The organism is Streptomyces saintjeani (assembly GCF_055409605.1).
This window is the reverse complement of record NZ_CP189624.1, coordinates 3,599,198-3,624,846: the sequence shown is the minus strand read 5'-3', so window position 1 is coordinate 3,624,846 and position 25,649 is coordinate 3,599,198. Positions and strand designations below refer to the sequence as shown.

Here is a 25,649-nt window from a genome sequence, read left to right as displayed (position 1 = left end):
GCAAATACACACAAGCCACACCCAACAGTGACGGCCGCCTGCGCCGCCTCACCCGCTTCGCGTATGGTCACGCTCATCTACCCCCGGCGACCCGTGGTGCACCGTGATCCGATTCGACAACGTCTCCAAGGTCTACCCCAAGCAGACCCACCCCGCTCTCAGGGAGGTGTCCCTGGAGGTGGAGAAGGGCGAGTTCGTCTTCCTCGTCGGCTCCTCCGGCTCCGGCAAGTCGACCTTCCTGCGGCTGATCCTGCGCGAGGAGCGATGCAGCCACGGCCAGGTGCACGTCCTCGGCAAGGACCTCGCCCGGCTGTCCAACTGGAAGGTGCCGCAGATGCGCCGCCAGCTCGGGACGGTCTTCCAGGACTTCCGGCTGCTGCCGAACAAGACGGTCGCCGAGAACGTCGCCTTCGCGCAGGAGGTCATCGGCAAGTCGAAGGGCGAGATCCGCAAGTCGGTGCCCCAGGTCCTCGACCTGGTCGGGCTCGGCGGCAAGGAGGACCGGCGTCCCGGCGAGCTGTCCGGCGGTGAGCAGCAGCGCGTCGCCATCGCGCGCGCGTTCGTCAACCGCCCCAAGCTGCTGATCGCGGACGAGCCGACCGGCAACCTCGACCCGCAGACCTCCGTCGGCATCATGAAACTGCTCGACCGCATCAACCGGACGGGTACGACGGTCATCATGGCGACGCACGACCAGAACATCGTCGACCAGATGCGCAAGCGCGTCATCGAGCTGGAGAAGGGCCGCCTCGTCCGCGACCAGGCCCGCGGCGTCTACGGCTACCAGCACTGACCGTCCCCAGGTCCCACGGAAAGGCTTGAAGCGCCATGCGCGCCCAGTTCGTCCTCTCGGAGATCGGTGTCGGTCTCCGCCGCAACCTGACGATGACCTTCGCGGTCATCGTCTCCGTGGCCCTCTCGCTGGGTCTCTTCGGCGGCTCGCTGCTGATGAGCGACCAGGTCAGCACGATGAAGGGCTACTGGTACGACAAGGTCAACGTCTCGATCTTCCTCTGCAACAAGAGCGACGCCGAGTCCGACCCCAACTGCGCCAAGGGCGCGGTGACCACGGACCAGAAGCAGCAGATCAAGACCGACCTGGAGAAGATGTCGGTCGTCCAGACGGTGACGTACGAATCGCAGGACGAGGCGTACAAGCACTACAAGGAGCAGTTCGGCGACTCGCCGCTGGCCGCGTCCCTCACGCCGGACCAGATGCAGGAGTCGTACCGGATCAAGCTGAAGGACCCGGAGAAGTACCAGGTCATCGCGACGGCGTTCAACGGGCGCGACGGCGTGCAGTCCGTACAGGACCAGAAGGGGATTCTGGACAACCTCTTCGAACTGCTCAACCTGTTGAACCGCGCGGCCCTCGGCGTGATGGCGTTGATGCTCGTCGTGGCACTGATGCTGATCGTCAACACGGTACGGGTGTCGGCGTTCAGTCGTCGGCGTGAGACGGGGATCATGCGGCTCGTCGGCGCCTCCGGGTTCTACATCCAGGCGCCGTTCATCGCGGAGGCGGCGGTCGCCGGGTTCATCGGCGGGGTGCTCGCGTGCGTCGGTCTGACGCTCGGCCGGTACTTCACGATCGACCACGGGATGGCCCTGTCGCAGAAGCTCAGCCTCATCAACTTCATCGGCTGGGACGCCCTGTTGACCAAGCTTCCGCTGATCCTCGCGGCGAGCCTGCTGATGCCCGCCCTTGCCGCCTTCTTCGCGTTGCGCAAGTACCTGAAGGTGTGACACATGCCAAGAGGGCCGTACGGACAACTGCCCGTACGGCCCTTTCGCTTCCCCTAGACTCACGGCCATGTCAGGCCCCGACCTGTTCTCGCAGCCCCGCCGCTTCGGCCGCGGGGCCGCCCTGACCTTGGTGTTCGCGAGCGTGCTGGTGGCGGGGGCCGCGACGGGATCGCTGCCCCAGGGGGGCGAGGAGGCGGGGGTGGCCCGGTCGGTCGGCCCCGACGCGCGCGGGCAGGTGGCGCGGGCGGCGGCCGACGCGATGGCCGAGGGCAAGTCCCCCACGGAGGCCGCCGAGCGCGCGGTGAGCCGCAGCGGGGACCGCTGGGCGGCCGTCTACTCGGAGGGTGAGTACGAGGAGTTCGAGCAGTCCCTCGACGGCGAGTACACCGGCGTCGGGCTGTGGGCGCGCCGCGAGTCCGACGGCAGGATCGCCGTCAGCAAGGTCAGCGGCGGCTCGCCCGCGCAGGCGGCCGGCATCCGCGCGGGCGACCGCCTCACGAGCGTCGACGGACGCGCCGTGGAGGGGCTGCCGGTCACCGACGTCCTGTCCCTGCTGCGCGGCGACGCGACCGACGCGCCCGCGGGTACGGCCGTACGGCTGGGGCTGTCGCGCGGCGCGCGCGCGTGGGGCGAGACGGTCCGGCGCGCGACGCTCTCCACCGAACCGGTGACCGTGCAGAAGATCGCCGGTGGAGGAACTCTTGTTCGAGTCTCCGCGTTCACCAAGGGAGTGGGCGAGGCGGTACGGGCCGCCGTGCGGGAGGCGTCGGGAGGCGTGGTGCTGGATCTGCGGGGGAACTCGGGCGGGCTGGTCACCGAGGCGGTCGGCGTCGCCTCGGTCTTCCTGGACGGCGGCCTGGTCGCGACGTACGACACGGACGGCACCGAGCACGCCCTGCACGCGGACGCGGGGGGCGACACCACCAGACCCCTGGTCGTACTCGTCGACGGCGGCACGATGAGCGCGGCCGAGCTGCTGACCGGGGCGCTCCAGGACCGGGGGCGCGCGGTCGTCGTCGGCAGCCGTACGTTCGGGAAGGGCTCGGTCCAGATGCCGACGCGGCTGCCGGACGGGTCGGTCGCGGAGCTGACGGTGGGGCACTACCGGACGCCGTCCGGGCACGCGGTGGACGGGGTGGGGATCACACCGGACCTGGAGGTGGAGGCGGGGGTGCTGGAGCGGGCGGAGCGGGTGCTGAGCGGGTCGGGGCGGACGCGGTAGGGGAAACGGCTTTCCCTTCGGGGCCCGGCGGGTGCGAAAATGGCGGGACTATGAGCAAGGGAATGTACGTACCGAAGGAGTCCCAGCCCAAGCAGGGCGGCGGGGGCGGCAAGGCGCGGGACGGCGAGAAGGGGGGGAAGAAGAAGATCGTCGCGCAGAACAAGAAGGCCCGGCACGACTACGCGATCGTCGACACCTTCGAGGCGGGGCTCGTCCTCATGGGGACCGAGGTCAAGTCGCTGCGCGAGGGGCGCACCTCGCTGGCCGACGGGTTCGTGCAGATCGACCGGGGCGAGGCGTGGCTGCACAACGCGCACATCCCGGAGTACCACCAGGGCAGCTGGACCAACCACTCCGCGCGCCGCAAGCGCAAGCTGCTCCTGCACCGCGAGGAGATCGACAAGCTCGCGGCCAAGGCGGAGGAGACCGGCCACACGATCGTGCCGCTCGCCCTGTACTTCAGGGACGGCCGCGCGAAGGCCGAGATCGCGCTCGCGCGCGGCAAGAAGGAGTACGACAAGCGGCAGACCCTGCGCGAGAAGCAGGACCGGCGCGACACCGACCGCGCGATCGCGGCGGCGAAGCGGCGCCAGCGGGAAGGCTGACGAGCGGGAATACGGTGGCATCCGTGCGCGTCGGTCACGTACGATGGCATCAACGCCGACTCCGGTCGGCGAGCACCCCCTCGGGGGTTTGAAAAATCAACATGGGGATGATCGGTTTCGACAGCGGTTGTCGAAGCAGGAGAAGCGTGTCGAGGAAGCGGCAATGATCTCGTTAACCATATGTCGCAAAAAATAATCGCCACTAACAAGAGCGATTCCCGCGCCTTCGCCCTCGCTGCCTAATAAGCAGTGAGCGAAGGCCCTTAACGGGTGTCAGCCCGGGAGTGTTCCCGACCCGGACCCTGGCATAATCTAGGGGACTAAACCGTCGAACCCGGTCACGGGGTTCGACGGGAAATCAAACAGTGACTGGGCCCGTCGGCGACTTGTTCGCGTGATCACCGGGGCCGAGAAAATCACAGCGAACTGCACACGGAGAAGTCCTGATTCCGCACCGTTGGACGCGGGTTCGATTCCCGCCATCTCCACATCCCATGTGGCCACAGGCCCCGTCGCTTTCGAGCGGCGGGGCCTGTGGCTTTTCTCCTCACGCGTGCCGGGGCGCCGTACTCGCCCTCGGCGTGAGCGCCGCCGGCAGCAGCGTCGCCTCCGACACCGGCTCCCCCGCGAGCTTGTCCATCAGCAACTCCACCGCCCGCGTGCCGACCTGGCCGGACGGCAGGGCGACGGCGGTGACCTGGAGGTGCTCCGCGAGGTCGGCGGGGCAGATCGCGATGACGGAGAGGTCGCCGGGGACGCTCAGCCCGAGCCGGCGGAACGCCTCGATGAGCGGTTCGAGCACCGCCTCGTTGTGGACGACGACCCCGGTCAACGCCGGTTGCTCGCGCAGCAGTCGCTCGGCGACCCGGCGGGCGGCGGCGGGGCTCGCCTCGCAGGGGTGCACGGCGGACTGGAGCCCGGCGCGGTCGGCGGCGGCGGTGAACCCCTGGACGACGCGCTGCGCGAACGCGGTCTGCCGGACGTACACTTCGGGCGGCGACCCCACCAGCGCGACGGTCCGGTGCCCGAGCCGGGCGAGATGCTCGACGCACGCCTCGCCCGCCGCCCGGAAGTCCAGGTCGATACACGTGAGCCCCTGCGGGCTGAGCGGAAACCCGATCATCACCGTCGGCCGCTCCAGCGAACGCAGCAACGGCAGCCGGGGGTCGTGGAGTTGTACGTCCATGAGGATCAGCGCGTCCACCTGCGCGGTGTCCGCGACGCGCCGCAGCCCCTCCTCGCCCTCCTCCTGCGTCAGGAGCAGCACGTCGTGGTCGTACCGCCGCGCGGCCGTCACCACCGACCCCACGAACTGCATGACGACGGGTACGTGCATCCCGGCGCGCAGGGGGACGACGAGGGCGAGCACGTTGGAGCGGCTGCTGGCCAGCGCGCGGGCACCGGCGTGCGGCCGGTAGCCGAGGTCGCGGATGGCGTCCTGGACCCGGCGCCGGGTCTGCTCGGAGATCGGCCGCTTGCCGCTCAGCGCGTACGACACCGTGCTCGGGGAGACCCCGGCCAGCCGCGCCACATCGGTGATCTTGACCATCAGCCCAGCTCCACCGTCAGGAAGCCGCATCCGGCCTCCGCCCGCGCCACCCGGTCCCCGGCGGCGAGCGACCAGGGCGCCACCGGATCGCTGGAGGAGGCCCGCAGCGTGTTCCCCTCCCGGACGACGGTGAAGCTCACCTCCCCGGCGCGCACGGTCACCTGGGCTCCCCGCTCCAGGCCGTACGTCCGCAGGGTGACCCCGTCGGCGTACGGATAGTCGGGCCGGTCGGCGTGCGCGCCCACCGGGATCACCGCGCCGGGGCGCACCAGCAGCGGGACGCTCAGGAACCCGTGCGTCTCGCGCACCCAGCGCGGGCCGGTGACGGTGCGGCCGGTGAAGAAGTCGGTCCAGTCGCCCTCGGGGACGTAGTACCGCACGTCTCCCTCGTCGTTGAAGACCGGCGCCACCAACAGGTCGCCGCCCAGCATGTACTGGCGCTCCAGATGCGCGCACCCGGGGTCGTCCGGGAACTCCAGGACCATCGCGCGCATCACCGGCACCCCTTCCTCGTGCGCGGTGCGCGCCGCCTCGTACAGGTACGGCATGAGCCGCAGCTTCAGCCGCGTGAACAGCCGTAGTACGTCGACGGATTCGTCGTCGAAGAGCCACGGCACCCGGTACGAGGAGCTGCCGTGCAGGCGGCTGTGGGACGACAACAGGCCGAAGGCGAGCCAGCGTTTGAACAGGGCCGGGGTCGGGGTGCCCTCGAAGCCGCCGATGTCGTGGCTCCAGTAGCCGAACCCGGACAGGCCGAGCGACAGGCCGCCGCGCAGCGACTCGGCCATCGCCTCGTACGTCGACTCGCAGTCGCCGCCCCAGTGAACGGGGTACTTCTGGCTGCCTGTTGTGGCCGAGCGGGCGAAGAGGACCGCCTCGCCCTCGCCGCGGTGCTTGCGCAGGACGTCGAAGACGGTGCGGTTGTAGAGGTACGTGTAGTAGTTGTGCATGCGCTCCGGGTCGGAGCCGTCGGACCAGGCCACGTCCGTCGGGACGCGCTCGCCGAAGTCGGTCTTGAAGCAGTCGACGCCCTGGTCGAGGAGTTTCTCCAGCTTCGACGCGTACCAGTCGCGGGCGGCCGGATCGGTGAAGTCGACCAGGGCCATGCCGGGTTGCCACAGGTCCCACTGCCAGACGCTGCCGTCCGGCCGCTTCAGGAGGTGGCCCAGCTCCTTGCCCTCCGCGAACAGCGGGGAGCGCTGGGCGATGTAGGGGTTGATCCATACGCAGACGTGCAGCCCCTTCGCCTTCAGCCGGGCCAGCATGCCCTCCGGGTCGGGGAAGACGCGCGGGTCCCACTCGAAGTCGCACCAGTTCAGCTCGCGCATCCAGAAGCAGTCGAAGTGGAAGACGGACAGGGGGAGTTCGCGTGCCCGCATGCCCTCGATGAACGAGGTGACGGTCTCCTCGTCGTACGAGGTGGTGAACGAGGTCGACAGCCACAGCCCGAACGACCAGGCCGGCGGGAGCGCGGGGCGGCCGGTGAGGGCGGTGTACTTGCGCAGGATGTCCTTCGGGGTGGGGCCGTGGATGACGTAGTACGTCAACTCCTGGGCCTCGACGCTGAACTGGACCCGGGAGACCGCCTCGGAGCCGACCTCGAAGGACACCTTGCCCGGGTGGTCGACGAAGACGCCGTACCCGGCGTCGGTGAGGTAGAACGGCGTGTTCTTGTACGCCTGTTCGGTGGCCGTGCCGCCGTCGGCGTTCCAGATGTCCACCACCTGGCCGTTCTTGACGACCGGGCCGAACCGTTCGCCGAGTCCGTACACCGATGTCCCTACACCCAGGGCGAGTTGCTCGCGCAGATAGTGGGCCTCGGTGCGGGTGTCGCGCATGATGCCCATGCCCTTGGGGCCGCTGGAGGTGAGCGAGCGGCCGTCGGCGCGGAAGTCCAGGTGCCAGGGGCCGCTGCGGGTGACCTTCAGGGACAGGGCGCCGGAGGTGAGGGTCGCGTGGTCCTCCTCGTAGGACAGCTGAGGGGTGAACTCCTCGGCGGTCAGGTCGAATTGCGGTGAGGGCGGGCGGTCGCCCCGGAAGTGGGCGAAGGTGACGCCGATGACGTCGGGCATCGGGGTGTGCGCGCTGATCGTCACGACCGGTCCCTTCAGCAGGTCGCCGCGGTGGCGGATGGGCTGGGTCGGCGCGTGGATCTCCAGCGTGCCGTCCGACGCGGCGACGTCGAGCACCTCGGCGGGGTGGGCCGCGGTGATCCCGTCGCGCAGCAGCCAGTAACCATCGGTGAACTTCACGTGGAGGCCCCTTACTTGACGGAGTGGTCCTTACTTGACGGCACCCACGGCTATCCCGCGGGTGAGCGTGCGCTGGAAGACAAGGAAGAAGACGAGCGCCGGCAACACACCCAGCAGGGCAGCCGCGTTGGTCATCGTGGCGTCCATCAGGCGCTGGCCCTGGAGGACGCCGAGCGCGACCGACACCGTCTGGTTGTCGTTCGAGATCAGCATCACCAGCGGGAGCAGGAACTCGTTCCACGTCCACACGAAGAAGAAGACCAGCAGGACGCCGAGGGTGGGGCGGCTCATCGGTACGACGATCCGCCACAGCACCTGCCACTTGTTCGCGCCGTCCACGTGCGCCGCCTCGACCACCTCGCGCGGGAACCTGCCGAGGACGGCCGACAGGAGGTACGTGCCGAACGCCGCCTGGATCACCGTGAACACGATGATGACGCTCACCCTCGTGTCGTACAGGCCGAGTTGCTTGCTCAGGTAGTAGACGGGGTAGACCAGCGCCTCCTGCGGGACGACGTTCGCCAGGACGAAGAAGGCGAGGATCCAGGGGCGGCCCTTGATGCGGCCGATGCCGATCGCGTAGGCGTTGAGGAGGGAGAGGAGGGTCGCGAGGATCGCCACCGAGCCGCTGATCAGGGTGGAGTTGACGAGCTTCTGGGTGTAGTCGACGCGGGTCCAGAAGCTTTTGAGGCCGTCGAGGTAGAGGCCGTCGGGGAGGCTGAGAGGGCCGTTCTGGGCGTACTCCGCGGGGGACTTGAAGGCGTTGAGGGTGACGATGAGGAAGGGGGTGATCATGAAGAGGGCGGCGACACAGAGGGCGAGGAGGACGGGATAACGCTTCAGTGCTTTCAACTCGGCGCCTCTTCCTGCCTGTTCTGGAGTCTCAGCGCGATCAGCGAGAGCGCGAGGATCAGTACCGTCAGCACCGTCGAGATCGCGGCCCCGTACCCGACCTGCGTCTTCTCGAAGAACGTGGTGAACGAGAAGTACGACGGCACGTCCGTCGCCCCGCCCGGCCCGCCCTTCGTCAGGACGTACACCGCGCCGAACACCTTGAGCGCGGCGATCGTGCACCAGGTCAGCACGACGGAGATCTCGGGGCGGATCTGCGGCAGCGTGATGTGCCAGAAGCGGCGCCACCAGCCCGCGCCGTCCAGCTCGGCCGCCTCGTGCAGCTGGGGATCGACGCGTTCGAGCCCGGCCATGAACACCACGAGCGGGAAGCCGAGTTGGACCCAGACCATGACGCCCATGACGCTGTAGAGCGCGAGGTCCGGGTCGCCCAGCCAGTCCTGCTCCCAGCTCGACAGGCCGATGGCGCCGAGGAGTTCGTTGAGCGAGCCGTTGTCCGGGGCGAGGATCCAGCTCCACACGATGCCCGCGACCGCGATCGGCAGCACCTGCGGCAGGTAGAAGCAGGCCCGCAGAATCGTCGTGACCCTGCTGCCGAAGTGCTTGCCGACGTAGTCGAACAGGGCGGCGGCCAGGACGAGTCCGGCGGCCGTGGGCAGCGCCGCCATCGCCACGACCATGAACAGGCTGTGCCGGAACGACTCCCAGAACGCCGAATCGTCCAGCAGCTCCCGGTAGTTGGCGAGACCGGACCACTCCGGGGTGCCGACGCCCTGCCAACTCGTGAAGCTCACACCGGTGTTCATCAGGAACGGCACGATGACGACCGCGAGGAACGCGAGGACGCCGGGGACCAGGAAGAGCGCGTACGGCGCCGAGCGGCGCGGAGCCGTCATGAGGACGGGACACCCTTGTCGTACGCCTTCTTCACCGCGTCGAGGTACTCCTCGGGCTTCTCGCTGCCGGTGATCAGTTTCTGCGTCTCCGAGACCAGGACGTCGTAGAAGCCGGGTACCGGCCAGTCGGGGTAGAAGGCGAGGCCGTCACGGGCGCTCAACGTGGTGAAATCCGTGATGAGTTGCTTCGACTTGGGGTCGGTGATCGCGTTCGGGTCCGCCGCGACGGGTACGCCGCCCTTGTTGCCGAGCAGGTTCTGGATCTTCTTCGACAGGGTGATGTCGATGAAGTCGTAGGCGAGTTGCTTGTTCTTCGCGCTCTTCGGCACGACCCAGAGGTTCCCGCCCGAGCCGAGCGTGAGTTTCGACTCCGGCCACAGGGTCGTGCCCCAGTCGAACGTCGCCTCCGACTGGAAGCGGCCGTACCACCAGCTCCCCGAGAACAGGATCGGTGCCTTGCCCTGGAGGAAGGAGACGCCCGCCTGCTCGGCCGTCGTACCGCTCGAACTCTTGGCTATGTAGCCCTTCTCGACCCAGTCCGCGAACGTCTCGGCGCCGTACGTCCAGGCCGCGTCGTGGAAGTCGGGCTTGCCCTTGTACAGCTCGTAGGCGTCGACCCAGGAGCGGTCCGCCTTCGACAGGGCCAGCTGGTAGAGGTACTGGTGGGCGAGGTACTCCGCGCCCGAGTTGGCCAGCGGGGTGACGCCCTTGTCCTTGAACTTCTGCAAGGCCGACGTGAGTTGAGCCAACGTTGTCGGCACCTGGACGGAGTACTTCCTGAAGAGGTCCTTGTTGAGGTAGACCATCGTGTACTCGGCGTAGTTCGGGATGCCGTACCAACTGCCCGAACCCATCACGCCGTTGGTGTCGTACTGGCTGGTCGTGCGGACGCCCGGGCCCAGCAGCTTGTCCCAGCCCCGCTTCGTCACCTCCGGGGTGAGGTCGGTCAGCAGGCCCTGCTTCGAGAGGAGGCCCGCCGTCGCGTTGCCCTTGTTGTACTCCATCAGGTCCGGTGCGTCCGAGGAGTTGAGGACCATCGGGGCCGTCTTCTGGATCTGCTCGAAGCTCTTCTCCTCGAATTTCACCTTGACGCCGGGGTGTTGGACCTCGAACTCCTTGATCGCCTCCGTCCACGCCGCCCCCATCGCGCTGTTGGGGGCCTCGTAGTGCCACAGGCGCAGGGTGTTCCCGTCCGATCCACCCCCTCCCGAGCCTCCGCAGGACGCGAGGAGAAGAGCCGTGCTCAGTGCCGCCGCTGTCGTCAGTGTCCGCCGTCGTGCCGTCAACATCCAGGTTCTCCAAGGGAGTCGGATGGGTCTTCGGGCTGGGCCTGGCCGGCGTCACGCGGGTGTTCGTCGAATCGATTCGATGCGTGACGTCGAAGCGCTTCGACGGAGGAAGTTATTGGGTGGGTGCGGGTGCGTCAATGGGGGTGGCAGGGAATGAGGGAAGCGTTTCGATTATGACGGGGGCATCGGGGAGGGGTTGGGGGTGGGTGGGCTGTTGTTGTGCCTTGTCGCCGGGGGTGTTGGTTACGGGGTCGTGGTCGGCGTGGCGCGTCCGGTGTTCCTGGCTCGCCGCGTCAGCGTGACCAGCAGTGCCGCGCACGCCGCGGCGACCGGTAGGCCGTAGCCGGTCGTGGGGGAGGTGTGGTCCGCCACCCAGCCGCCGAGCGCGCTGCCCGCGGCGATTCCGCCGAGGAGGCCGGTGACCGCGAGGGTCATGCCCTCGTTGAGGCGGCCTTCGGGGGTGTGCTGCTGGACCAGGGTCATGCCGGTGATCATCGTGGGGGCGGTCGCGGCACCGGAGACGAGGAGGGCGAGGGCCAGGAGGGCGAGGGAGCCGGTGAGGGTTGCGGCGAGGAGGGGGAGGGTGAGGAGGGTGGCCATGGCGGCGATGCACCAGGGGTAACGGCGGGCGGCTGGGGTGGAGTTGGGGGTCGGGGCGGTCTCGGAGGTCTGCCTGTCCGCGACGGGGTGTCCCTTGCCGGGCCTCGGTTCGACGGGGTGTTCCTTGCCGGGCGTCGGTTCGGTCCGGAGGGTCGGATGTCCCTCGCCGGAGGCTGCCCCGGTCTTGGGTGTTCGTCGGCCCTTGCCGGAGGCTGCTCCGGTCCTGGACGTCCGTCGGCCCTTGCCGGAGGCCGCCCCGGTCCTGGACATCCGTCGGCCCTTGCCGGAGGCTCCTTCGCCGTGGCCCGTCATCGCGCCGAACACCAGCCCCGCCAGCGCCGATCCGCCCGCCTGGAGGCCCAACACCAGCCCTGCGGCGGCTCGGTGGCCCGCTTCGTCCGCGAAGGCGACCGTCACGACCTCGGTCGCGCCGAAGACCGCGCCCAGGCAGAGGCAGGCGGCGAGGAGGGGTGGCATGCCGGGGGCGGTGAGCGGGGATTTGGCCGAGGGGCGGGCGTGCGGTGGGGGCTCGGTCTCGCGCTGGGCGGCGAACAGGAGGATGCCGGTGACGAGCAGGACGGCTGCGGTGAGCGTGCCGGCCTCGGGGAAGACGTTCGCGCACAGCAGCGCCGCGGTCAACGGGCCCAGCAGAAAGCAGAGTTCGTCCGCCGCCTGCTCGAAGGAGTTCGCGGTGTGCAGGGCTTCCTCGTCCCCGGCGAGCAGGTGGGCCCAGCGGGCGCGGGACATGCCGCCCGTGTTGGGGGTGCTCGCCGTCGCGGCGTACGCGGCGAACAACGTCCACACCGGGGCGTCGTAACGGACGCACAGCACAAGGGCGATGGACCCGAGTGCGGCGAACAGCGCGGCGGGTACGGCGACTTGGGCCTGACCGCGCCGGTCGACGAGCCGGGCGACCCACGGGGCGGCAACTGCCGTCGCCGCGAGGCCCGTCGCACTGACGGCGCCCGCGAGCGCGTACGACCCGTGCGCGTCGGCGATCATCATCACCGCGCTGACGCCGAACATCCCCGAGGGGAGGCGGGCGACGAGGTTCCCGGCGGTGAAGGCGCGGGCGCCGGGGTGGGAGAGGAGGCGGCGGTAGGGGCCGGGGGTGCGGTGGGCGGTGCGGGGGGTTCGTGGTGGTTTTTGGTGGACGTGGGGCATGCCGTCAACGGTCGTACGGCGATGATCATCCGGTCCAACACCTGTCCCGCGCTTATTCACGCGCCTGTGTTGTGAGTCCTTGTTACGTTCGCCGGATGCCCCAGGATCTCGACCCCCGCCTGCTCCGCGTCTTCCTCGCCGTGGCCGGGGAACTGCACTTCACCCGGGCCGCCGCACGCCTGTTCGTCGCCCAGCAGGCGCTGAGCCGCGATGTACGGCGACTGGAACGGGAGTTGGGGGCCGACCTGTTCGTCCGTACGACACGCCAGGTGACCCTGACGCCGGACGGTGAACGCCTTCTCCCGTACGCCCAGCGGGTGTTGGACGCGCAGGAGGAACTGCGCGCCGCCTTCGGCCGGCCCCGCCCCCTGCTGGTCGACCTCAACTCGCCCGGCCTGCGCACCGGTTCGCTGGTCCTGGAGCGAGCGCGCCGACTCGCCCCGGACCATGAGCTGATGGCCCGCTTCGAGAGCGGGCTGACCTGGGCCGCCGCCGAGATGATCGCGGGACGCCTGGACGCCTCGTTCGGAAGGTACGCGGGACTCGCCCCCGCGCTGCGGGCCCGGCTCGACCACCAGCTCGTCCGGTACGAGCCCATGGCCGTCCTCCTCCCCGAGGAACACCGGCTGGCCTCGTGGGACGCCGTGCCCGTACGGGAGTTGGCGGGGGAGGAGGTCTACGCGGGCGCCGGAAATCCCCGTACCCCCGAATGGACCGACCTGGCCCGGCAGTTGTTCGAGGGGCGGGGAGTCCGGGTCGCGCCGCCGGTTCCGATGGCCGTGGGGGAGGAGGAGTTCCGGCGTGTCATGGCCCGGTCCGGCTGGCCGGTGCTCGCCGTGGAGGGGTTTCCGGCCATGCCGGGGACGGTCCGGCGACCGCTCGTCGAGCCCGTCCCTTTGTCCCCGGTGTCACTCGTGTGGCGAAAGGGGCTGGTCCATCCGATCTTGGCTGCACTGCGTCAATCCGTGCTCGAACTCGCGGTCGAGGAATCATGGTTGGAGGTCCCGGCCGATGGATGGATTTCAGCCATCGACATGGGCATGGCATCCACATACAAATGACACATCGCGCACGCGGCGCGCATCCGCTGCGCTAGATTCGGCGCCCCGAGCACGGAGAGACATCGGGGGCGTGTGAACCGGGTGGGGGCCTGGTTGTGCGACGTGTGCTCGGCAGTCGAACACACGCCCACAACTGTTCCAGGGACGGACCCGGAGCGATTCCGGGGTGCTCCCGTGGGGGGAAGTACGCACGTGAAGAAATGGCCAGAAGAAGCCCAACCGGAATGGCCCGACCCGGCACCGCCGACCCAAGGGGTCGCGGCGGTCGGAGGTGGGACCCAGAAGTTCCCGGACAGGGCGGTGTCCCCGCGCTTGCCCGAGGCGGGGGCGTCCGCCGGTGAACGGCGTGAGATATCCGGGCAGTCGGGCGAGTCGCCCTCGCCGGCCTTGTCGGCCGGTACCGGATGGGAGGGGTTCCCGGACGAGATCCTCGGCAGCGGCCGACGGGCACCGGACCCCTCGACGCGGGTACCGGACTCCGCCGGGCTGGTGGAATCGGCTTTCGGAGCCGCGCCGGTGGGGCGGGACCCGTGGGGGGAGAAGCCCGCGGGGGTACCTGGGGGGTACGGGTCTCATGGGGTGTCCCCCGGACGTCGTACGGGTACGACGCCGGGCGGCGCCGGGAACGAGGGCGCGACCGGGGACGCGGACGCGGGCGGCTGGCCGGTGGCTCCCCGGAGCCGGCGTGCCGGGGACGGCGCGGGGCGTCGGACGGGGGCCGATGGGGAGCTTCACCGTGGGGGTGGCTCTCCGGAGGGACGGGGTGCACGGGACGGCCGAGGCGCGGACGGCAAGGCCGACGCTGCTGCCGAGGGCCACGACCCCGGCGAGGTGACTGTCCAGCTAGACCCCCTGCGCGGCGGTGCCAAGCCCGACGGCGAGGCGTCCGAACGCCCCGTGTTCGTCGACGAGTCGGGCCGCCGCAGCCGTACCTTCCGGCGCCTCGGACTCGCCGTCGGCCTGGCGTGCGGCGCCTACGCGGCCGTCATCGTCGGCACCCTCCTCTCCGGCAACGCGGGCGCCCCCTGGCTGCCGCTCCCCGGACCCGGCGACGACAACAAGCCCGCGAGCCAGGTCGAGGCGACCCGTACCCCCAGTACGTCGGAGCCAGGCGCGCCGGACGACGTCTCCACCCCCGGCGGTACCTCGTCGGCGACCGCCTCCGGTACGACGACCAGGGCCCCCGGCGCGACGCCGGGGCCGTCCGCCTCGGGTACTACGGGTCCTACGCCCCGGCCGTCCTCCTCGGTGGCGGCCTCGCCGAGCGCCGGCGCGACCGGGCCGGGGACCGGGCCGGGGCCCGGGGTCGGCAGCGGCAGCCCTTCGCCGGGCGGCAGCAGCCCGGCGGTGTCGTCCCCGCCGCCCTCCTCGGCGGCGCCCTCGCCGGATCCGTCGCCGGACGCTTCGGCGTCGCAGGGGGTCAGCGAGAAGCGGCAGGCGTCCGGGGCGGGGACCTCGGGCGGGACCTCGGGCGGGGCCTCGGGCGGCGGGGGCACGGGCGCGGGGCCGTCGGTTGCGGGGGCCTCGCCGGTGTCGTCGCCCGCGTCGTCGGGCCGGGTGACACCGGCGTCCGTGTCCGGGGGCAGCGGGCCCGGCGGTGCCGGGGCGGGCGACAGCGGTTCGAGCGGTGCCGGTTCAGGCGGCGTCGGCTCGGGCGGTACCGGCTCCGGTGGTTCGGCGTCCGGTGTCTCCGGTGACCCCGGGGCCGCCCTGGCCGCGAACATCGACGCGCCGCAGAGCGCGCCGGGGTCCGGGGCCGGGGTGTTCGTGGCGCGCAAGGCGCTGGCCGCGGCGGCTCCCGCCGGTTCCGTGGAGGGCGTCTCCTGATGGGTTCACGTGCAAACCGGCGATTCGCACAGGGGTCGACCGGTTCCTCAGCCCTACCCTCGCACCGCTCGTCGGGGTCCTCCTCAGGCCGTAGGGGGATGACACGTCGGAAGCGGGGGGCCTCAGGTACTACGGGTATGACGGGCAGTACGAGTGCTACGGGTACTACGGCTGCCCCGGCCACTCCGGCCGTCGCCGACGGACTACCACCGACGGCGTCATACCAGGGACCCCCTCCCATACCCCCGTCGGCTCCACCCCCCTCCCCGTCCCGCCGCCGTTTCCTCCCCATGCGCCACCTGCTCCCGCTCCTCCTGCTCTGCGCGGTGATGGCGATGCTGATGCTGCGCGGCTACGTGCACAGCGAGATCCTCGCGGACTACCGGGTACGCCCCGAGGCGACGGCCGACACGGTGCCGGAGAAGATCCTGGCGGGCGGCCCGGTCGTGGACACCCGGGGCGGCCGGACGACCAGCATGGACATCCCGGACCGGCGGATCGTCCTCACCTTCGACGACGGCCCCGACCCGCGCTGGACGCCCGAGGTCCTGGACGTCCTGAAGGCGCACCGCGCCCACGCCGTCTTCTTCATCACCGGCACCATGGCGTCCCGCTACCCCGACCTGGTCCGGCGGATGGCCGAGGAGGGCCACGAGATCGGCCTGCACACCTTCAACCACCCCGACCTCTCCTACCAGTCCAGGTCCCGCATCGACTGGGAACTCACCCAGAACCAGCTGGCGTTGGCGGGCGCGGCCGGCATCCGCACCTCGCTCTTCCGGCCGCCGTACTCCTCCACGGCCGATGCGCTGGACGACAACTCGTGGCCGGTCGTGCGTTACGTGGGGAGCCGGGGCTACCTCACCGTCCTCACGAGCGTCGACAGCGAGGACTGGCAGAAGCCCGGAGTCGCCAGGATCATCGCCAACTCCACGCCGCGCAAAGGGAAAGGCGGCATCGTCCTGATGCACGACTCGGGCGGCGACCGGCACGAGACGGTCCAGGCGCTCGACCGCTACCTGCCTCAACTCCAGGGCCAGGGCTACAAGTTCCAGAACCTCACCGAGGCTCTGAACGCCCCGAGCGCCCATATCCCGGTCACCGGCGCCGAGTTGTGGAAGGGCAAGGCGTGGACGGCCCTCGTCACCGCCTCCGACAGCCTCACCGGCGTCCTCGTCGTCGGCCTCGCGGTCATCGGCTTCCTGGTCTTCGCGCGCTTCGGCCTGATGCTGCTGCTCTCCGCCGCGCACACCCGCCGCACCCGGCGCCGCGGCTTCAGCTGGGGCCCGGACGCGCCGGTCACCGAACCCGTGACGGTGCTGGTCCCGGCGTACAACGAGGCCAAGTGCATCGAGAACACGGTGCGTTCCCTGATCGGGAGCGAACACCCCATAGAAATCCTGGTCGTCGACGACGGCTCCACCGACGGCACCGCCCGCATCGTCGAGGAACTCGCCCTGCCCGGCGTACGGGTGGTCCGTCAGCTCAACGCGGGCAAACCGGCCGCGCTCAACCGGGGGCTCGCCAACGCCTCGCACGACATCATCGTGATGATGGACGGCGACACGGTCTTCGAGCCGTCCACCGTACGGGAGTTGGTCCAGCCCTTCGCCGATCCGCGCGTCGGAGCCGTCGCCGGGAACGCCAAGGTCGGCAACAAGGACACCCTCATCGGGGCCTGGCAGCACATCGAGTACGTGATGGGCTTCAACCTGGACCGCCGGATGTACGACGTACTGCGCTGCATGCCCACGATTCCCGGCGCCGTAGGGGCATTTCGGCGTACCGCGCTGGAGCGGGTCGGCGGGATGAGCGACGACACGCTCGCCGAGGACACCGACATCACCATGGCCATGCACCGCGACGGCTGGCGGGTCGTCTACGCGGAGAACGCGCGCGCGTGGACCGAGGCGCCGGAGTCGGTGCAGCAGCTCTGGTCGCAGCGGTACCGCTGGTGCTACGGCACGATGCAGGCGATCTGGAAGCACCGCCGGGCCGTCGTCGAACGGGGTCCTTCGGGCCGCTTCGGACGGGTCGGCCTGCCGCTGGTCTCGCTGTTCATGGTCGTCGCGCCGCTCCTGGCCCCGCTGATCGACCTGTTCCTCGTCTACGGCCTCGTCTTCGGCCCGACCGGCAGGACGATCGCGGCCTGGTTCGGCGTTCTCGCGGTCCAAGGGGCCTGCGCGGCCTACGCGTTCGCCCTCGACCGCGAACGCCTCACCCCGCTGATCTCCCTGCCGCTCCAGCAGATCCTCTACCGGCAGCTGATGTACATCGTCCTGCTCCAGTCCTGGATCACGGCGCTCACGGGCGGCCGGCTGCGCTGGCAGAAACTGCGCCGCAAGGGCCAAGTCGCCGCGCCCCCGGGGAAGTTGGCGGCGGAGAGCGGAGGCCGGGCATGACGAGTACGTCGGACAGGCCCGAACTGGGGGGCCGGGACACCGAGAAGATGCCGGTCGTCGAGCAGGAGCCGGACTCACCGGCGCCCCAAAAAGGCGGCCGGGACCGGTACTTCGACCTCCTCCGGGCCGTCGCCCTCTTCCGTGTCGTCCTCTACCACCTCATGGGCTGGGCCTGGCTCCCCATCGTCTTCCCCTCCATGGGCGTGATGTTCGCCCTCGCCGGCAACCTGATGTCCCGCTCCCTCGGTAAACGCTCCGGACCCGAGGTGATCCGGGGCCGCCTGCGACGGCTGCTCCCGCCCCTGTGGCTCCTGGGAGTGATCGGGGTGACCGGCATGGTCCTCGCGGGCTGGGGTCCCGGGGAGGAGGGGCACCCGGCCTGGTGGTGGCTGCATCTCGGGTACTGGGTCCTCCCGCTCAGCGACCCCCCGTACGCCGAGGTCTCCCACGGCATCCAGGGCCTCGTGGCGGACGACTGGCCCACCGCTCTGGGCGTACCCCTCTGGTACATCAGGGCCTACCTCTGGTTCGTCCTCCTCTCCCCGCTCCTGCGCCGGGCCCTGCGCGCGGCTCCCTGGCCCACGATCCTGGCGCCCCTCGTCCTTTCGGCGGGCCTGGAGTTCACCTCGGCCACCACCACGAGCTGGCGCCTCGACTCCACCCTCACCGACTTCGCGACCTTCGGCTCCTGCTGGCTCCTGGGTATGGCCCACCACCAGGGCGTCCTCCAGAAGCTCCCCCGCTACACCGTCCCCTCCCTCGCCCCGGCCGTCGCCGCCGTAGCTCTCTGGTATGCCCTCGCGCACGATCTCCACCAGGACCACGACCTCGACGACATGCCCTTCGCCCAGTCCCTCTGGTCCTTCGCGACGGTCCTGCTCCTCCTCCACCTGAGCCCGAGCTGGCGGACCTGGCCCCCCGCCCTGCGCCGCTGGGACGGCCTGATCACCCTCCTCAACTCCCGCGCCGTCACGATCTACCTCTGGCACAACCTCTGCATCGCCATCGCCGAACCCCTCTGGGACCACGCCTGGAACATCCCCTACCTCGAATCCCACGCCGTCTGGCTCCTCAACTCCCCATGGCCCGTCCTCCCGTTGACCTGGCTCCTCACGGCCCTGTGCGTGCTGGCCTTCGGGTGGGCGGAGGATCTCGCGGCGGGCCGCAGACCGACCCTGTGGCCGGACGGGCGGGCGAAGGGCAGCCGGGGGCGGAGGCGGTAGTCCTGGGGGCGTAAGCCGCAGGGGGTGGGAGCGGGTGAGCTGGGGGTTTTCGTCCGAGGTGGCCAGATGGCCGTATCGGGGTAGCCCGTTGCGGTGATGGCGCGTGACCCCTGGTGATCGGAATCTTTTGGTCGGTGACGTTCGCTGATCAATAGCGATCGTTATTTTTTCGGATTCGCCGGACAAGAGAGAGTTGTGATCAAGAAGGTTCTGGCTGGGGCGGCGTTGGCGTCCGCTGCGACGATGGCGGCCACGGGGGTTGCCTCGGCGACCACCTCCGCGGGGGTGGGGGCGGAGAACATGACCGCCACCAACGCCGGGGAGATGAACCACGCGGCTCGTGTCGCCTATGGGGACACGGCCAGTGGGAGCGGCACCGCGTCCGACTTCGCCACGCGTAACGGGGACACGGCGATCGGCGGGGACGCCAGCGGCATCCTCAACACGTACGGGGCTCCGCTGGTCAACGTCGATCTGCGGTGTGCGGTGCCGAACGCGGAGGGCGTGGGCGGGAACGTCCTCGGTGGGCCGTCGGCGGCTTGCCCCGTGGCGCCGGTGGACCAGTTCGACGCGCCTCGGCGGATCATCTGAGCTGTGAGGCAGTGACGTGGGAAGGGGTGGCCTTCGGTTCGGGTCACCCCTCCCCGGGGCAGGGCGTCAACTCCAGGTCGGGGACAGGCCGTTCGTGTCGTACGGCATCGGTGCGCCCGTGGCCGCGTCCAGCAGGACCCGGTCGGACAGGGGCCCGTCCAGGGTCACCTTCACCCGCTCCATCTTCAAATCGGCTGTGCACGCGCCCTCTTTGGGGTTCACCGTGTACGACGTCAGGACCACACTCCCCGGCGTCTCCAGCGCCTCCACCTTGATGCCGTCGTCGCAGGAGCCGTGCGGTGCGACGATGGTCAGGGCCGAGCCCCGGACGCTCTCCACCTGATTCCCGAGCCCCGCTGAACTCGCCTCCCCTATCGGCGACTTGGGGCGAGCCGAGGGGCGTGCCGCGGCCCTCCTGATCGGCTCGGCGTACCCCTCCACCGTGAACAGCCACGCCGGGACGGTTGCGGGGCCCCGGCTCGTCTGGAGGGGCATCGTCCCCAACGTCACGGCGGTGACCGGAAGTTGTGCGAGCGGGCCCTCGTACCGGCCCAGCGCCTCGTACGCGGTGCTCGCCGGAATGAGCGGAGCCCGCAGCGTCGAACCGTCCGGCCACCTGACCTCGGCGTCGGGGCGGGGGAGCGCGGGGAGCGTCGTCCGAAGGGTGACCAGCGGGTCCGTGAGCCCCTTGGGCAGCGCCGTCCAGTCACCCAGCGGGTGGTACCCGGCACGCCAACTCGCCGCCGCCCGCGAGCCGTTCCACGCGGCGGCCACCTGCCGGGCCCGCGCGGCGCGTTCCGCCGGGTTCTCGGAGGGGCGGGCGGACTGCGACGGATGCTCGGTGCCGCAGGCGCCCGTCAGCATCGTCAGGGCCACGAGGGCCAGAACAAGAGAGCGGCGCATAGGGGGCCTCCAGTGCCTCGGTCGAGACTGAGACGCCGGAAGCCCCGCAGACGTTCGTCCCCCTCGACATTCCGCCGATGCCGATGCCGATGCCGATGCCGATGCCGATGCCGATGCCGATGCCGATGCCAGCGCCGGGCCCGCCGTTGCCCCCGACCCCGGCAAGGCCCTCACCCCTGCCTCCGGCCCGCCGCTGCCCCGAACTCGACGCCCGGACCGCCCGGCCCGCCGATGCCAGCGCCCGGACCGCCGTTGCTCGAACCGCCGCTGCCCCCACCCCGCCAGGGCCCTCACCCCTGCCGCCCCCTCCGACCCGCCGCTGCCCAGAACCCGCACCTTCCGGCCCGCCGCTCCCCTCGAACACATCCCGGCCCCGGCGTCGGCACCCCCGACCCTCCGGCGCCCCGAACCTGCACTCCCGGCCCGCCGGCGCCCTCGAACACCTCCCGGCCCCGGCGTCGGCACCCCCGACCCGTCGGCGCCCCGAACCCGCACCCCCGACCCGCCGGCGCCCTCGAACACCTCCCAGCCCCAGCGCCGACACCCCCCGACCCACTACCCCCTCAACTCCCCCCACGCCGCCCCCCTTGACCCCCCGCCGCCCCACCCCCCTCACGCGTCCGAATACTTCGCATCAGCCGCCGGATCCACAGCCAACCGATACCCCCGCTTAACCACCGTCTGAATCAACTTCGGCGCCCCAAGCGCCGTACGCAACCGAGCCATAGCCGTCTCGACGGCATGTTCATCCCGCCCCGCCCCCGGCAACGCCCGCAGCAGATCCGCCCGGGCCACCACCCACCCCGGCCGCCGCGACAACGCCCGCAGCAGCGACATCCCGGCCGGCGGCACCGGCTTCAACTCCCCGTCCACCAGCACCGCATGCCCCCGGATCTCGACCCGGTGCCCGGCGATGGGCAGGGCCCGGGCCCGCCCCGGCAGCTCCTGGCACAGCAGTTGGACCAGCGGCCCCAACCGGAACCGCTCGGGCTGGACGGTGTCGACTCCCGCCGCCTGAAGGGGAAGCGCGGTCACCGGCCCCACGCACGCGGGAAGGACGTCGTGGTGAAGGGCCGCCAGAAGCTCGCCGAGCAGCCCCCGCCGCTCGGCACGCGACAGCAGCGAAGCCGCGGCCGGAGCGCTCGTGAACGTCACCGCGTCGAGCCCCCGCGAGATCACCGCGTCCAGCAGCCGGTCCAGCGGCGCGAGATCCTCCGGCGGCATCCAGCGGTATACCGGCACCCCCACGACCTCCGCCCCCGCGACCCGCAGCGCCTCCACGAACCCCGGCAACGGCTCCCCGTGCAGCTGGACGGCGATCCGCAGCCCCTCCACCCCCTGTTCGAGCAGCCGGTCCAGCACCTCCGCCATCGACTCGCTGGACGGCGACCACTCCTCCGTGAGCCCCGCGGCGCGAATCGCGCCCTTCACCTTGGGGCCGCGCGCCAGCAGCTCCACCGTGGACAGCCGGGCCAGCAGCGGCTCGCCCAGACCCCAGCCGTCCGCCGCCTCGATCCAGCCCCGGAAGCCGATCGCCGTCGTCGCGACGACGATGTCCGGCGCCTGGCCGAGGAGGTCCTTCGTCGCGGCCAGCAGATCGCTGTCGTCCGCCAGCGGCACGATCCGCAGCGCGGGCGCGTGGACGACGGCCGCGCCCCGGCGCTGGAGCAGCGTGCCCAGCTCCTCGGCGCGGCGCGCGGCGGTCACGCCGACGGTGAAGCCGGCGAGGGGACCGTGTTCCGGTCGCTGTTCGTCGTACATAGTCACTCTCGTCCCGCTCGGAGCCCCGGGTGTCCCCGCGATGAAAATCTCACGAATCCCGCGAAGCGGCGAAGCCTCGCGGGACGCCGCCCATGAAGCGCCGGCACCCGTAGACCGACGAGCCTGTCAACGCCGCGTGACAGGCTCGGTTCCGGTCGGTGTCGCCCGTGTTACGTCACACCTTCGCGTAGCTGAGCTGCGGCTTCGTCTCCGAAGCCGAATCCGGGGCGGTGATCCGCCCCGCCGGCCGGCGAAGGTATACGGCCCACGTCACCAGGAAGCACACCGCGTAGAACGCGAGGAACGCGACGAACGCGCCCGTGCCGGAGCCGTACGACAGGAACGACTGGCGGAACGCCATGTTGATGCCCACGCCGCCCAGCGCTCCGACCGCCCCGATCAGGCCCATCGACGCGCCCGACAGCCGCCGGCCGTACGCCGCAGCCTCCTCGCCCTCCAGGCCCTTGGCCAGCGCCTTCGTCTGGAAGATGCCGGGGATCATCTTGTACGTCGAACCGTTGCCGAGGCCCGTCAGGACGAACAGGACCACGAACACGGCGACGAAGAACGGCAGCGACTTCTGGATGCTCGCCACGATCAGCGCCGCCGTCGCCGCCGCCATGCCGATGTAGTTGTACAGGGTGATGCGCGCACCGCCGTACCGGTCCGCCAGCCAGCCGCCCACCGGGCGGATCAGCGAGCCCAGCAGGGGGCCGATGAACGTCAGGTACGCCGCCTGGAGAGGCGTACGGCCGAACTGGTTCGTCAGGACCTGGCCGAAGGCGAACGAGTAGCCGATGAACGAGCCGAACGTGCCGACGTACAGGAACGACATGATCCAGGTGTGACCGTCCTTCGCCGCGTCGACCGCCGCGCCGGTGTCGTTCTTCACGGACGTCAGGTTGTCCATGTACAGCGCGGCCAGCGTCGCGGCGATCACGATCAGCGGGATGTAGATGCCCAGCAGGACCCTCGGACCGCCGCTCGCGCCGATCACCGCGAGCGCGATCAGCTGGATGACCGGTACGCCGATGTTGCCGCCGCCCGCGTTCAGGCCGAGGGCCCAGCCCTTCTTGCGGAGCGGGAAGAACGCGTTGATGTTCGTCATCGACGAGGCGAAGTTTCCGCCGCCGATCCCCGCGAGGAGGCCGACCAGCAGGAACGTGCCGAACGACGTGCCCGGCTCCATCACCGTGAACGCCGCGACCGTCGGGATCAGCAGCAGCGCCGCCGAGACGATCGTCCAGTTCCGGCCGCCGAAGACCGCCACCGCGAAGGTGTACGGGACGCGGACCACCGCGCCGACCAGCGTCACCATCGACGTCAGCAGGAACTTGTCCGCCGGGGTGAGGCCGTACTCCGGGCCCATGAACAGCACCAGCACCGACCACAGCGTCCAGATCGAGAACCCGATGTGCTCCGACAGCACGGAGAACAGCAGGTTCCGGCGGGCGGTCTTCTCCCCGCCGGCCTCCCAGAACGCCTCGTCCTCCGGGTCCCACTCCTCGATCCAGCGCCCCCTTCGGGTCGCTGTCTTCTCAATGCCGGGGGATGTCATCACGCCTCCACGGTGGGTCCTGGGCTCCGCTGCTGTCCCCGAAGGTAGGGATCACGCATTTCCAGGCTGTGCCAGCCGGTGACCGGAAGGGAACGTTGGTCTCACCGCGCGGGGGGATGGTTTGAGAGGTCCGCGCCGTGCGGGTGCGGGGTACGCCGATGAGGGGCCCCGGGCGGCTTTCCGCCGTCCGGCTTCCGGTGGAGCGGGCTCCGCGGCGGAAACGAGGTGGGAGGGGTTTCGGGAGGAAGGGAGGGCAGGCACTGTGGAGGGTGCCGGGATCTGGCGGGGCCCGGCGGGTGTTCTCTGTCCGTCTCTGGGTGGTGACAGGCTTTATGGCACTGCGTGTGGGGAGTTACGCGCCCCGGTTCGACGCGGGACGCGTGTGTCTGGACCTTCTGGCGACCAGTCACCCTCATGAACGCCTCGACGACGTGGGCGCGTTGGCCGGATGGATCTCCGGAGTCGGACTGGTCCCCGCCGGGACGCCACTGGTGCGCGTCGACACGACCTGGCTGGTGGCGTTCCGTGAACTCAGGGGCGCCGTGGGGAGGTTGGTCCAGGCAAGCCTCCAGCCCGGCGGGACGCCGTACGACCGCCCCCTCGCCCACCTCAACGAAGCCGCCCGCCCCGCCCCACCGGCCCCCCGCGCTGTCCTCCTCGACGGCACCCTCACGAAACAGCTCCTCGACCCCCCGACCTGCCCCGCCCTCCTCGCCACCATCGCCCGCGACGCCCTGGACCTCCTCACCGACCCCGCCTCCCGCTCGGCGCTCCGCCAGTGCGAGGGCGACAACTGCCCCATCGTCTACCTGGACACCTCCCGAGGCCGTCGCCGCCGCTGGTGCTCCAGCGAAACCTGCGGCAACCGCGAGAGGGTGGCCCGCCACCGCCGCAGAACGGCACTGGCGAGGGCGTGAACCTCCCCCCGTACGTGACGACTTCTGTCGCCCGGCGATGAAATCCGAGCCCTTCCGCCCCGCCCCAGTCCGCTGATCCCCGCCCGGAAGCTCACCTTCAGCGGCGGGATTTCGCCACCCCGACCCGCCGGCGGGTGGGCCGGCCTGACGGGCTGACACCCCCGACCCGGCCACAAGGGTGCTTGCAAGTCCACCGCCATCGCATAAGGCCACGCCAACTCACGTTCGCCACCCGGTAACCCAGCGGACAGCCCGTGAAATCCCGCTCCGTGGACGCCGGTTCGCACGGACAAGGCATGGGCGCGACCCCTGACGTACCGTCAAGCACCCCTCGACCTGTCCCGCATGAACCTTTCGCCGCGAAACGCCGCATCGATCCCACGAGCCGGTCGAAGTGATTTCGACAACACTCCGTTTCACTTGTGCGACGCGAGGGCACGTGGCGCGATCTTGTCGATGTGGCGGAAATGTGAAGAACCGAGGGTGGGAATGTGCGTCCATGTCCACCTCGTCACGGCACCGCGAGGAAAAATGTCGAGCCCCTTGAACACTCCCGCACCCCCGCCCGTACTCGTGGCGGAGCGACCGACTGGGGGAACCCCCGGACATCGGAGGTGGGCGTGCGCAAGGATTCCGTCGTGGCCAATGAACGTGGATCGAGGGCCCGACATCGCATGTCCCAGCCCTCGGAACCTGATGAGGAGCTGATGCGTGCCCTCTATAGGGAACACGCCGGACCTCTACTCGCCTATGTCCTGCGCCTGGTCGCCGGAGACCGCCAACGCGCCGAGGACGTCGTACAAGAGACACTCATCCGTGCCTGGAAGAACGCCGGACAGCTCAATCGAGCCACCGGATCGGTACGCCCCTGGCTGGTGACGGTCGCCCGGCGCATCGTCATCGACGGACACCGCAGCCGGCAGGCCCGGCCGCAGGAGGTCGACCCGTCACCGCTGGAGGTCATCCCCGCGGAGGACGAGATCGACAAGGCGCTGTGGCTGATGACCCTGTCGGACGCGCTGGACGACCTGACCCCGGCCCACCGGGAGGTGCTCGTCGAGACGTACTTCAAGGGGCGTACCGTCAACGAGGCGGCGGAGACCCTGGGCATTCCCAGCGGCACCGTCCGTTCCAGGGTGTTCTACGCCCTGCGCTCGATGAAGCTGGCTCTGGAGGAGCGGGGGGTGACGGCGTGATGAGTGTGTACGGGGGACAGGGCGGCGGATTCGGC

At 70.4% G+C, this 25,649-nt stretch carries 20 protein-coding genes and 1 other RNA gene; 12 read left to right on the top strand and 9 right to left on the bottom strand.

Annotation, left to right across the window (positions count from 1 at the left end; all coding sequences use genetic code 11):
• Window positions 1-103: 103 nt before the first annotated feature.
• The 5 genes from ftsE to ssrA all read left to right on the top strand — a co-directional run bounded on the left by ftsE (window position 104) and on the right by ssrA (window position 4,064).
• A complete protein-coding gene (gene ftsE, locus ACQCO7_RS16325; RefSeq protein ID WP_055723621.1) occupies window positions 104-793 on the top strand; it encodes a cell division ATP-binding protein FtsE in 690 nt (229 codons plus the stop codon).
• Window positions 794-828: 35 nt separating this feature from the next.
• Window positions 829-1,746 (top strand): permease-like cell division protein FtsX, encoded by a 918-nt coding sequence (gene ftsX, locus ACQCO7_RS16320; protein ID WP_050369684.1) that lies wholly within the window; start codon window positions 829-831, stop codon window positions 1,744-1,746.
• A gap of 67 nt (window positions 1,747-1,813) precedes the next feature.
• Window positions 1,814-2,968, top strand: coding sequence for a S41 family peptidase (locus tag ACQCO7_RS16315; protein ID WP_464072517.1), 1,155 nt, complete (start codon window positions 1,814-1,816; stop codon window positions 2,966-2,968).
• Window positions 2,969-3,030: 62 nt separating this feature from the next.
• A complete protein-coding gene (smpB, locus tag ACQCO7_RS16310) occupies window positions 3,031-3,573 on the top strand; it encodes an SsrA-binding protein SmpB (protein WP_409117983.1) in 543 nt (180 codons plus the stop codon).
• A 103-nt stretch (window positions 3,574-3,676) separates the two neighbouring features.
• Window positions 3,677-4,064: a transfer-messenger RNA gene (gene ssrA, locus ACQCO7_RS16305) on the top strand.
• A gap of 56 nt (window positions 4,065-4,120) precedes the next feature.
• Here ssrA and ACQCO7_RS16300 read toward each other — a convergent pair.
• The 6 genes from ACQCO7_RS16300 to ACQCO7_RS16275 all read right to left on the bottom strand — a co-directional run bounded on the left by ACQCO7_RS16300 (window position 4,121) and on the right by ACQCO7_RS16275 (window position 12,175).
• Entirely contained in the window at window positions 4,121-5,122 is a 1,002-nt protein-coding gene (locus tag ACQCO7_RS16300) for a LacI family DNA-binding transcriptional regulator (protein ID WP_464072516.1), read from the bottom strand.
• Window positions 5,122-7,374 (bottom strand): alpha-xylosidase, encoded by a 2,253-nt coding sequence (gene yicI / locus ACQCO7_RS16295; RefSeq protein ID WP_050369681.1) that lies wholly within the window; start codon window positions 7,372-7,374, stop codon window positions 5,122-5,124. Before yicI ends, ACQCO7_RS16300 begins: the two co-directional genes overlap by 1 nt.
• Before the next feature lie 30 nt (window positions 7,375-7,404).
• The gene (locus ACQCO7_RS16290; protein WP_464077215.1) at window positions 7,405-8,169 is read right to left on the bottom strand and encodes a carbohydrate ABC transporter permease; all 765 of its coding nucleotides are present in this window, start codon (window positions 8,167-8,169) and stop codon (window positions 7,405-7,407) included.
• Window positions 8,170-8,222: 53 nt separating this feature from the next.
• Window positions 8,223-9,122: a carbohydrate ABC transporter permease gene (locus tag ACQCO7_RS16285; RefSeq protein WP_464072515.1), complete on the bottom strand. Its 900-nt coding sequence runs from the start codon at window positions 9,120-9,122 to the stop codon at window positions 8,223-8,225.
• Window positions 9,119-10,411, bottom strand: coding sequence for an ABC transporter substrate-binding protein (locus tag ACQCO7_RS16280; protein WP_464072514.1), 1,293 nt, complete (start codon window positions 10,409-10,411; stop codon window positions 9,119-9,121). The genes ACQCO7_RS16285 and ACQCO7_RS16280 overlap by 4 nt, the downstream gene beginning before the upstream one ends.
• A gap of 243 nt (window positions 10,412-10,654) precedes the next feature.
• Window positions 10,655-12,175 carry an MFS transporter gene (locus ACQCO7_RS16275; RefSeq protein WP_464072513.1) on the bottom strand — a complete coding sequence of 507 codons (1,521 nt, stop codon included), beginning with the start codon at window positions 12,173-12,175 and terminating at the stop codon, window positions 10,655-10,657.
• A gap of 95 nt (window positions 12,176-12,270) precedes the next feature.
• On the opposite strand from ACQCO7_RS16275, the gene ACQCO7_RS16270 reads away from it, so the two are divergent.
• The 5 genes from ACQCO7_RS16270 to ACQCO7_RS16250 all read left to right on the top strand — a co-directional run bounded on the left by ACQCO7_RS16270 (window position 12,271) and on the right by ACQCO7_RS16250 (window position 19,279).
• Entirely contained in the window at window positions 12,271-13,236 is a 966-nt protein-coding gene (locus ACQCO7_RS16270; protein ID WP_464072512.1) for a LysR family transcriptional regulator, read from the top strand.
• A 579-nt stretch (window positions 13,237-13,815) separates the two neighbouring features.
• Entirely contained in the window at window positions 13,816-15,063 is a 1,248-nt protein-coding gene (locus ACQCO7_RS16265) for a hypothetical protein (RefSeq protein WP_464072511.1), read from the top strand.
• 290 nt (window positions 15,064-15,353) lie between these two features.
• Complete coding sequence (locus tag ACQCO7_RS16260; RefSeq protein WP_464072510.1) at window positions 15,354-17,465, top strand: bifunctional polysaccharide deacetylase/glycosyltransferase family 2 protein; 2,112 nt, start codon at window positions 15,354-15,356, stop codon at window positions 17,463-17,465.
• Window positions 17,462-18,688, top strand: a complete 1,227-nt coding sequence (locus ACQCO7_RS16255; protein ID WP_464072509.1) for an acyltransferase family protein — start codon at window positions 17,462-17,464, stop codon at window positions 18,686-18,688. The genes ACQCO7_RS16260 and ACQCO7_RS16255 overlap by 4 nt, the downstream gene beginning before the upstream one ends.
• A gap of 195 nt (window positions 18,689-18,883) precedes the next feature.
• A complete protein-coding gene (locus ACQCO7_RS16250; RefSeq protein WP_464072508.1) occupies window positions 18,884-19,279 on the top strand; it encodes a hypothetical protein in 396 nt (131 codons plus the stop codon).
• Window positions 19,280-19,345: 66 nt separating this feature from the next.
• Here the strand turns inward: ACQCO7_RS16250 and ACQCO7_RS16245 are convergent, their stop codons facing one another.
• From ACQCO7_RS16245 to ACQCO7_RS16235, 3 genes are all read right to left on the bottom strand, one after another.
• Entirely contained in the window at window positions 19,346-20,182 is an 837-nt protein-coding gene (locus ACQCO7_RS16245) for a hypothetical protein (RefSeq protein WP_464072507.1), read from the bottom strand.
• Window positions 20,183-20,794: 612 nt separating this feature from the next.
• Window positions 20,795-21,943, bottom strand: coding sequence for a uroporphyrinogen-III synthase (locus ACQCO7_RS16240; protein WP_464072506.1), 1,149 nt, complete (start codon window positions 21,941-21,943; stop codon window positions 20,795-20,797).
• Between the two features lie 175 nt (window positions 21,944-22,118).
• Window positions 22,119-23,501, bottom strand: a complete 1,383-nt coding sequence (locus ACQCO7_RS16235) for a nitrate/nitrite transporter (protein WP_464072505.1) — start codon at window positions 23,499-23,501, stop codon at window positions 22,119-22,121.
• A 332-nt stretch (window positions 23,502-23,833) separates the two neighbouring features.
• On the opposite strand from ACQCO7_RS16235, the gene ACQCO7_RS16230 reads away from it, so the two are divergent.
• Both ACQCO7_RS16230 and ACQCO7_RS16225 read left to right on the top strand, forming a co-directional pair.
• A complete protein-coding gene (locus tag ACQCO7_RS16230) occupies window positions 23,834-24,418 on the top strand; it encodes a CGNR zinc finger domain-containing protein (RefSeq protein WP_464072504.1) in 585 nt (194 codons plus the stop codon).
• 674 nt (window positions 24,419-25,092) lie between these two features.
• Window positions 25,093-25,614 (top strand): sigma-70 family RNA polymerase sigma factor, encoded by a 522-nt coding sequence (locus ACQCO7_RS16225; protein ID WP_010039908.1) that lies wholly within the window; start codon window positions 25,093-25,095, stop codon window positions 25,612-25,614.
• The last annotated feature ends 35 nt before the right edge of the window (window positions 25,615-25,649 follow it).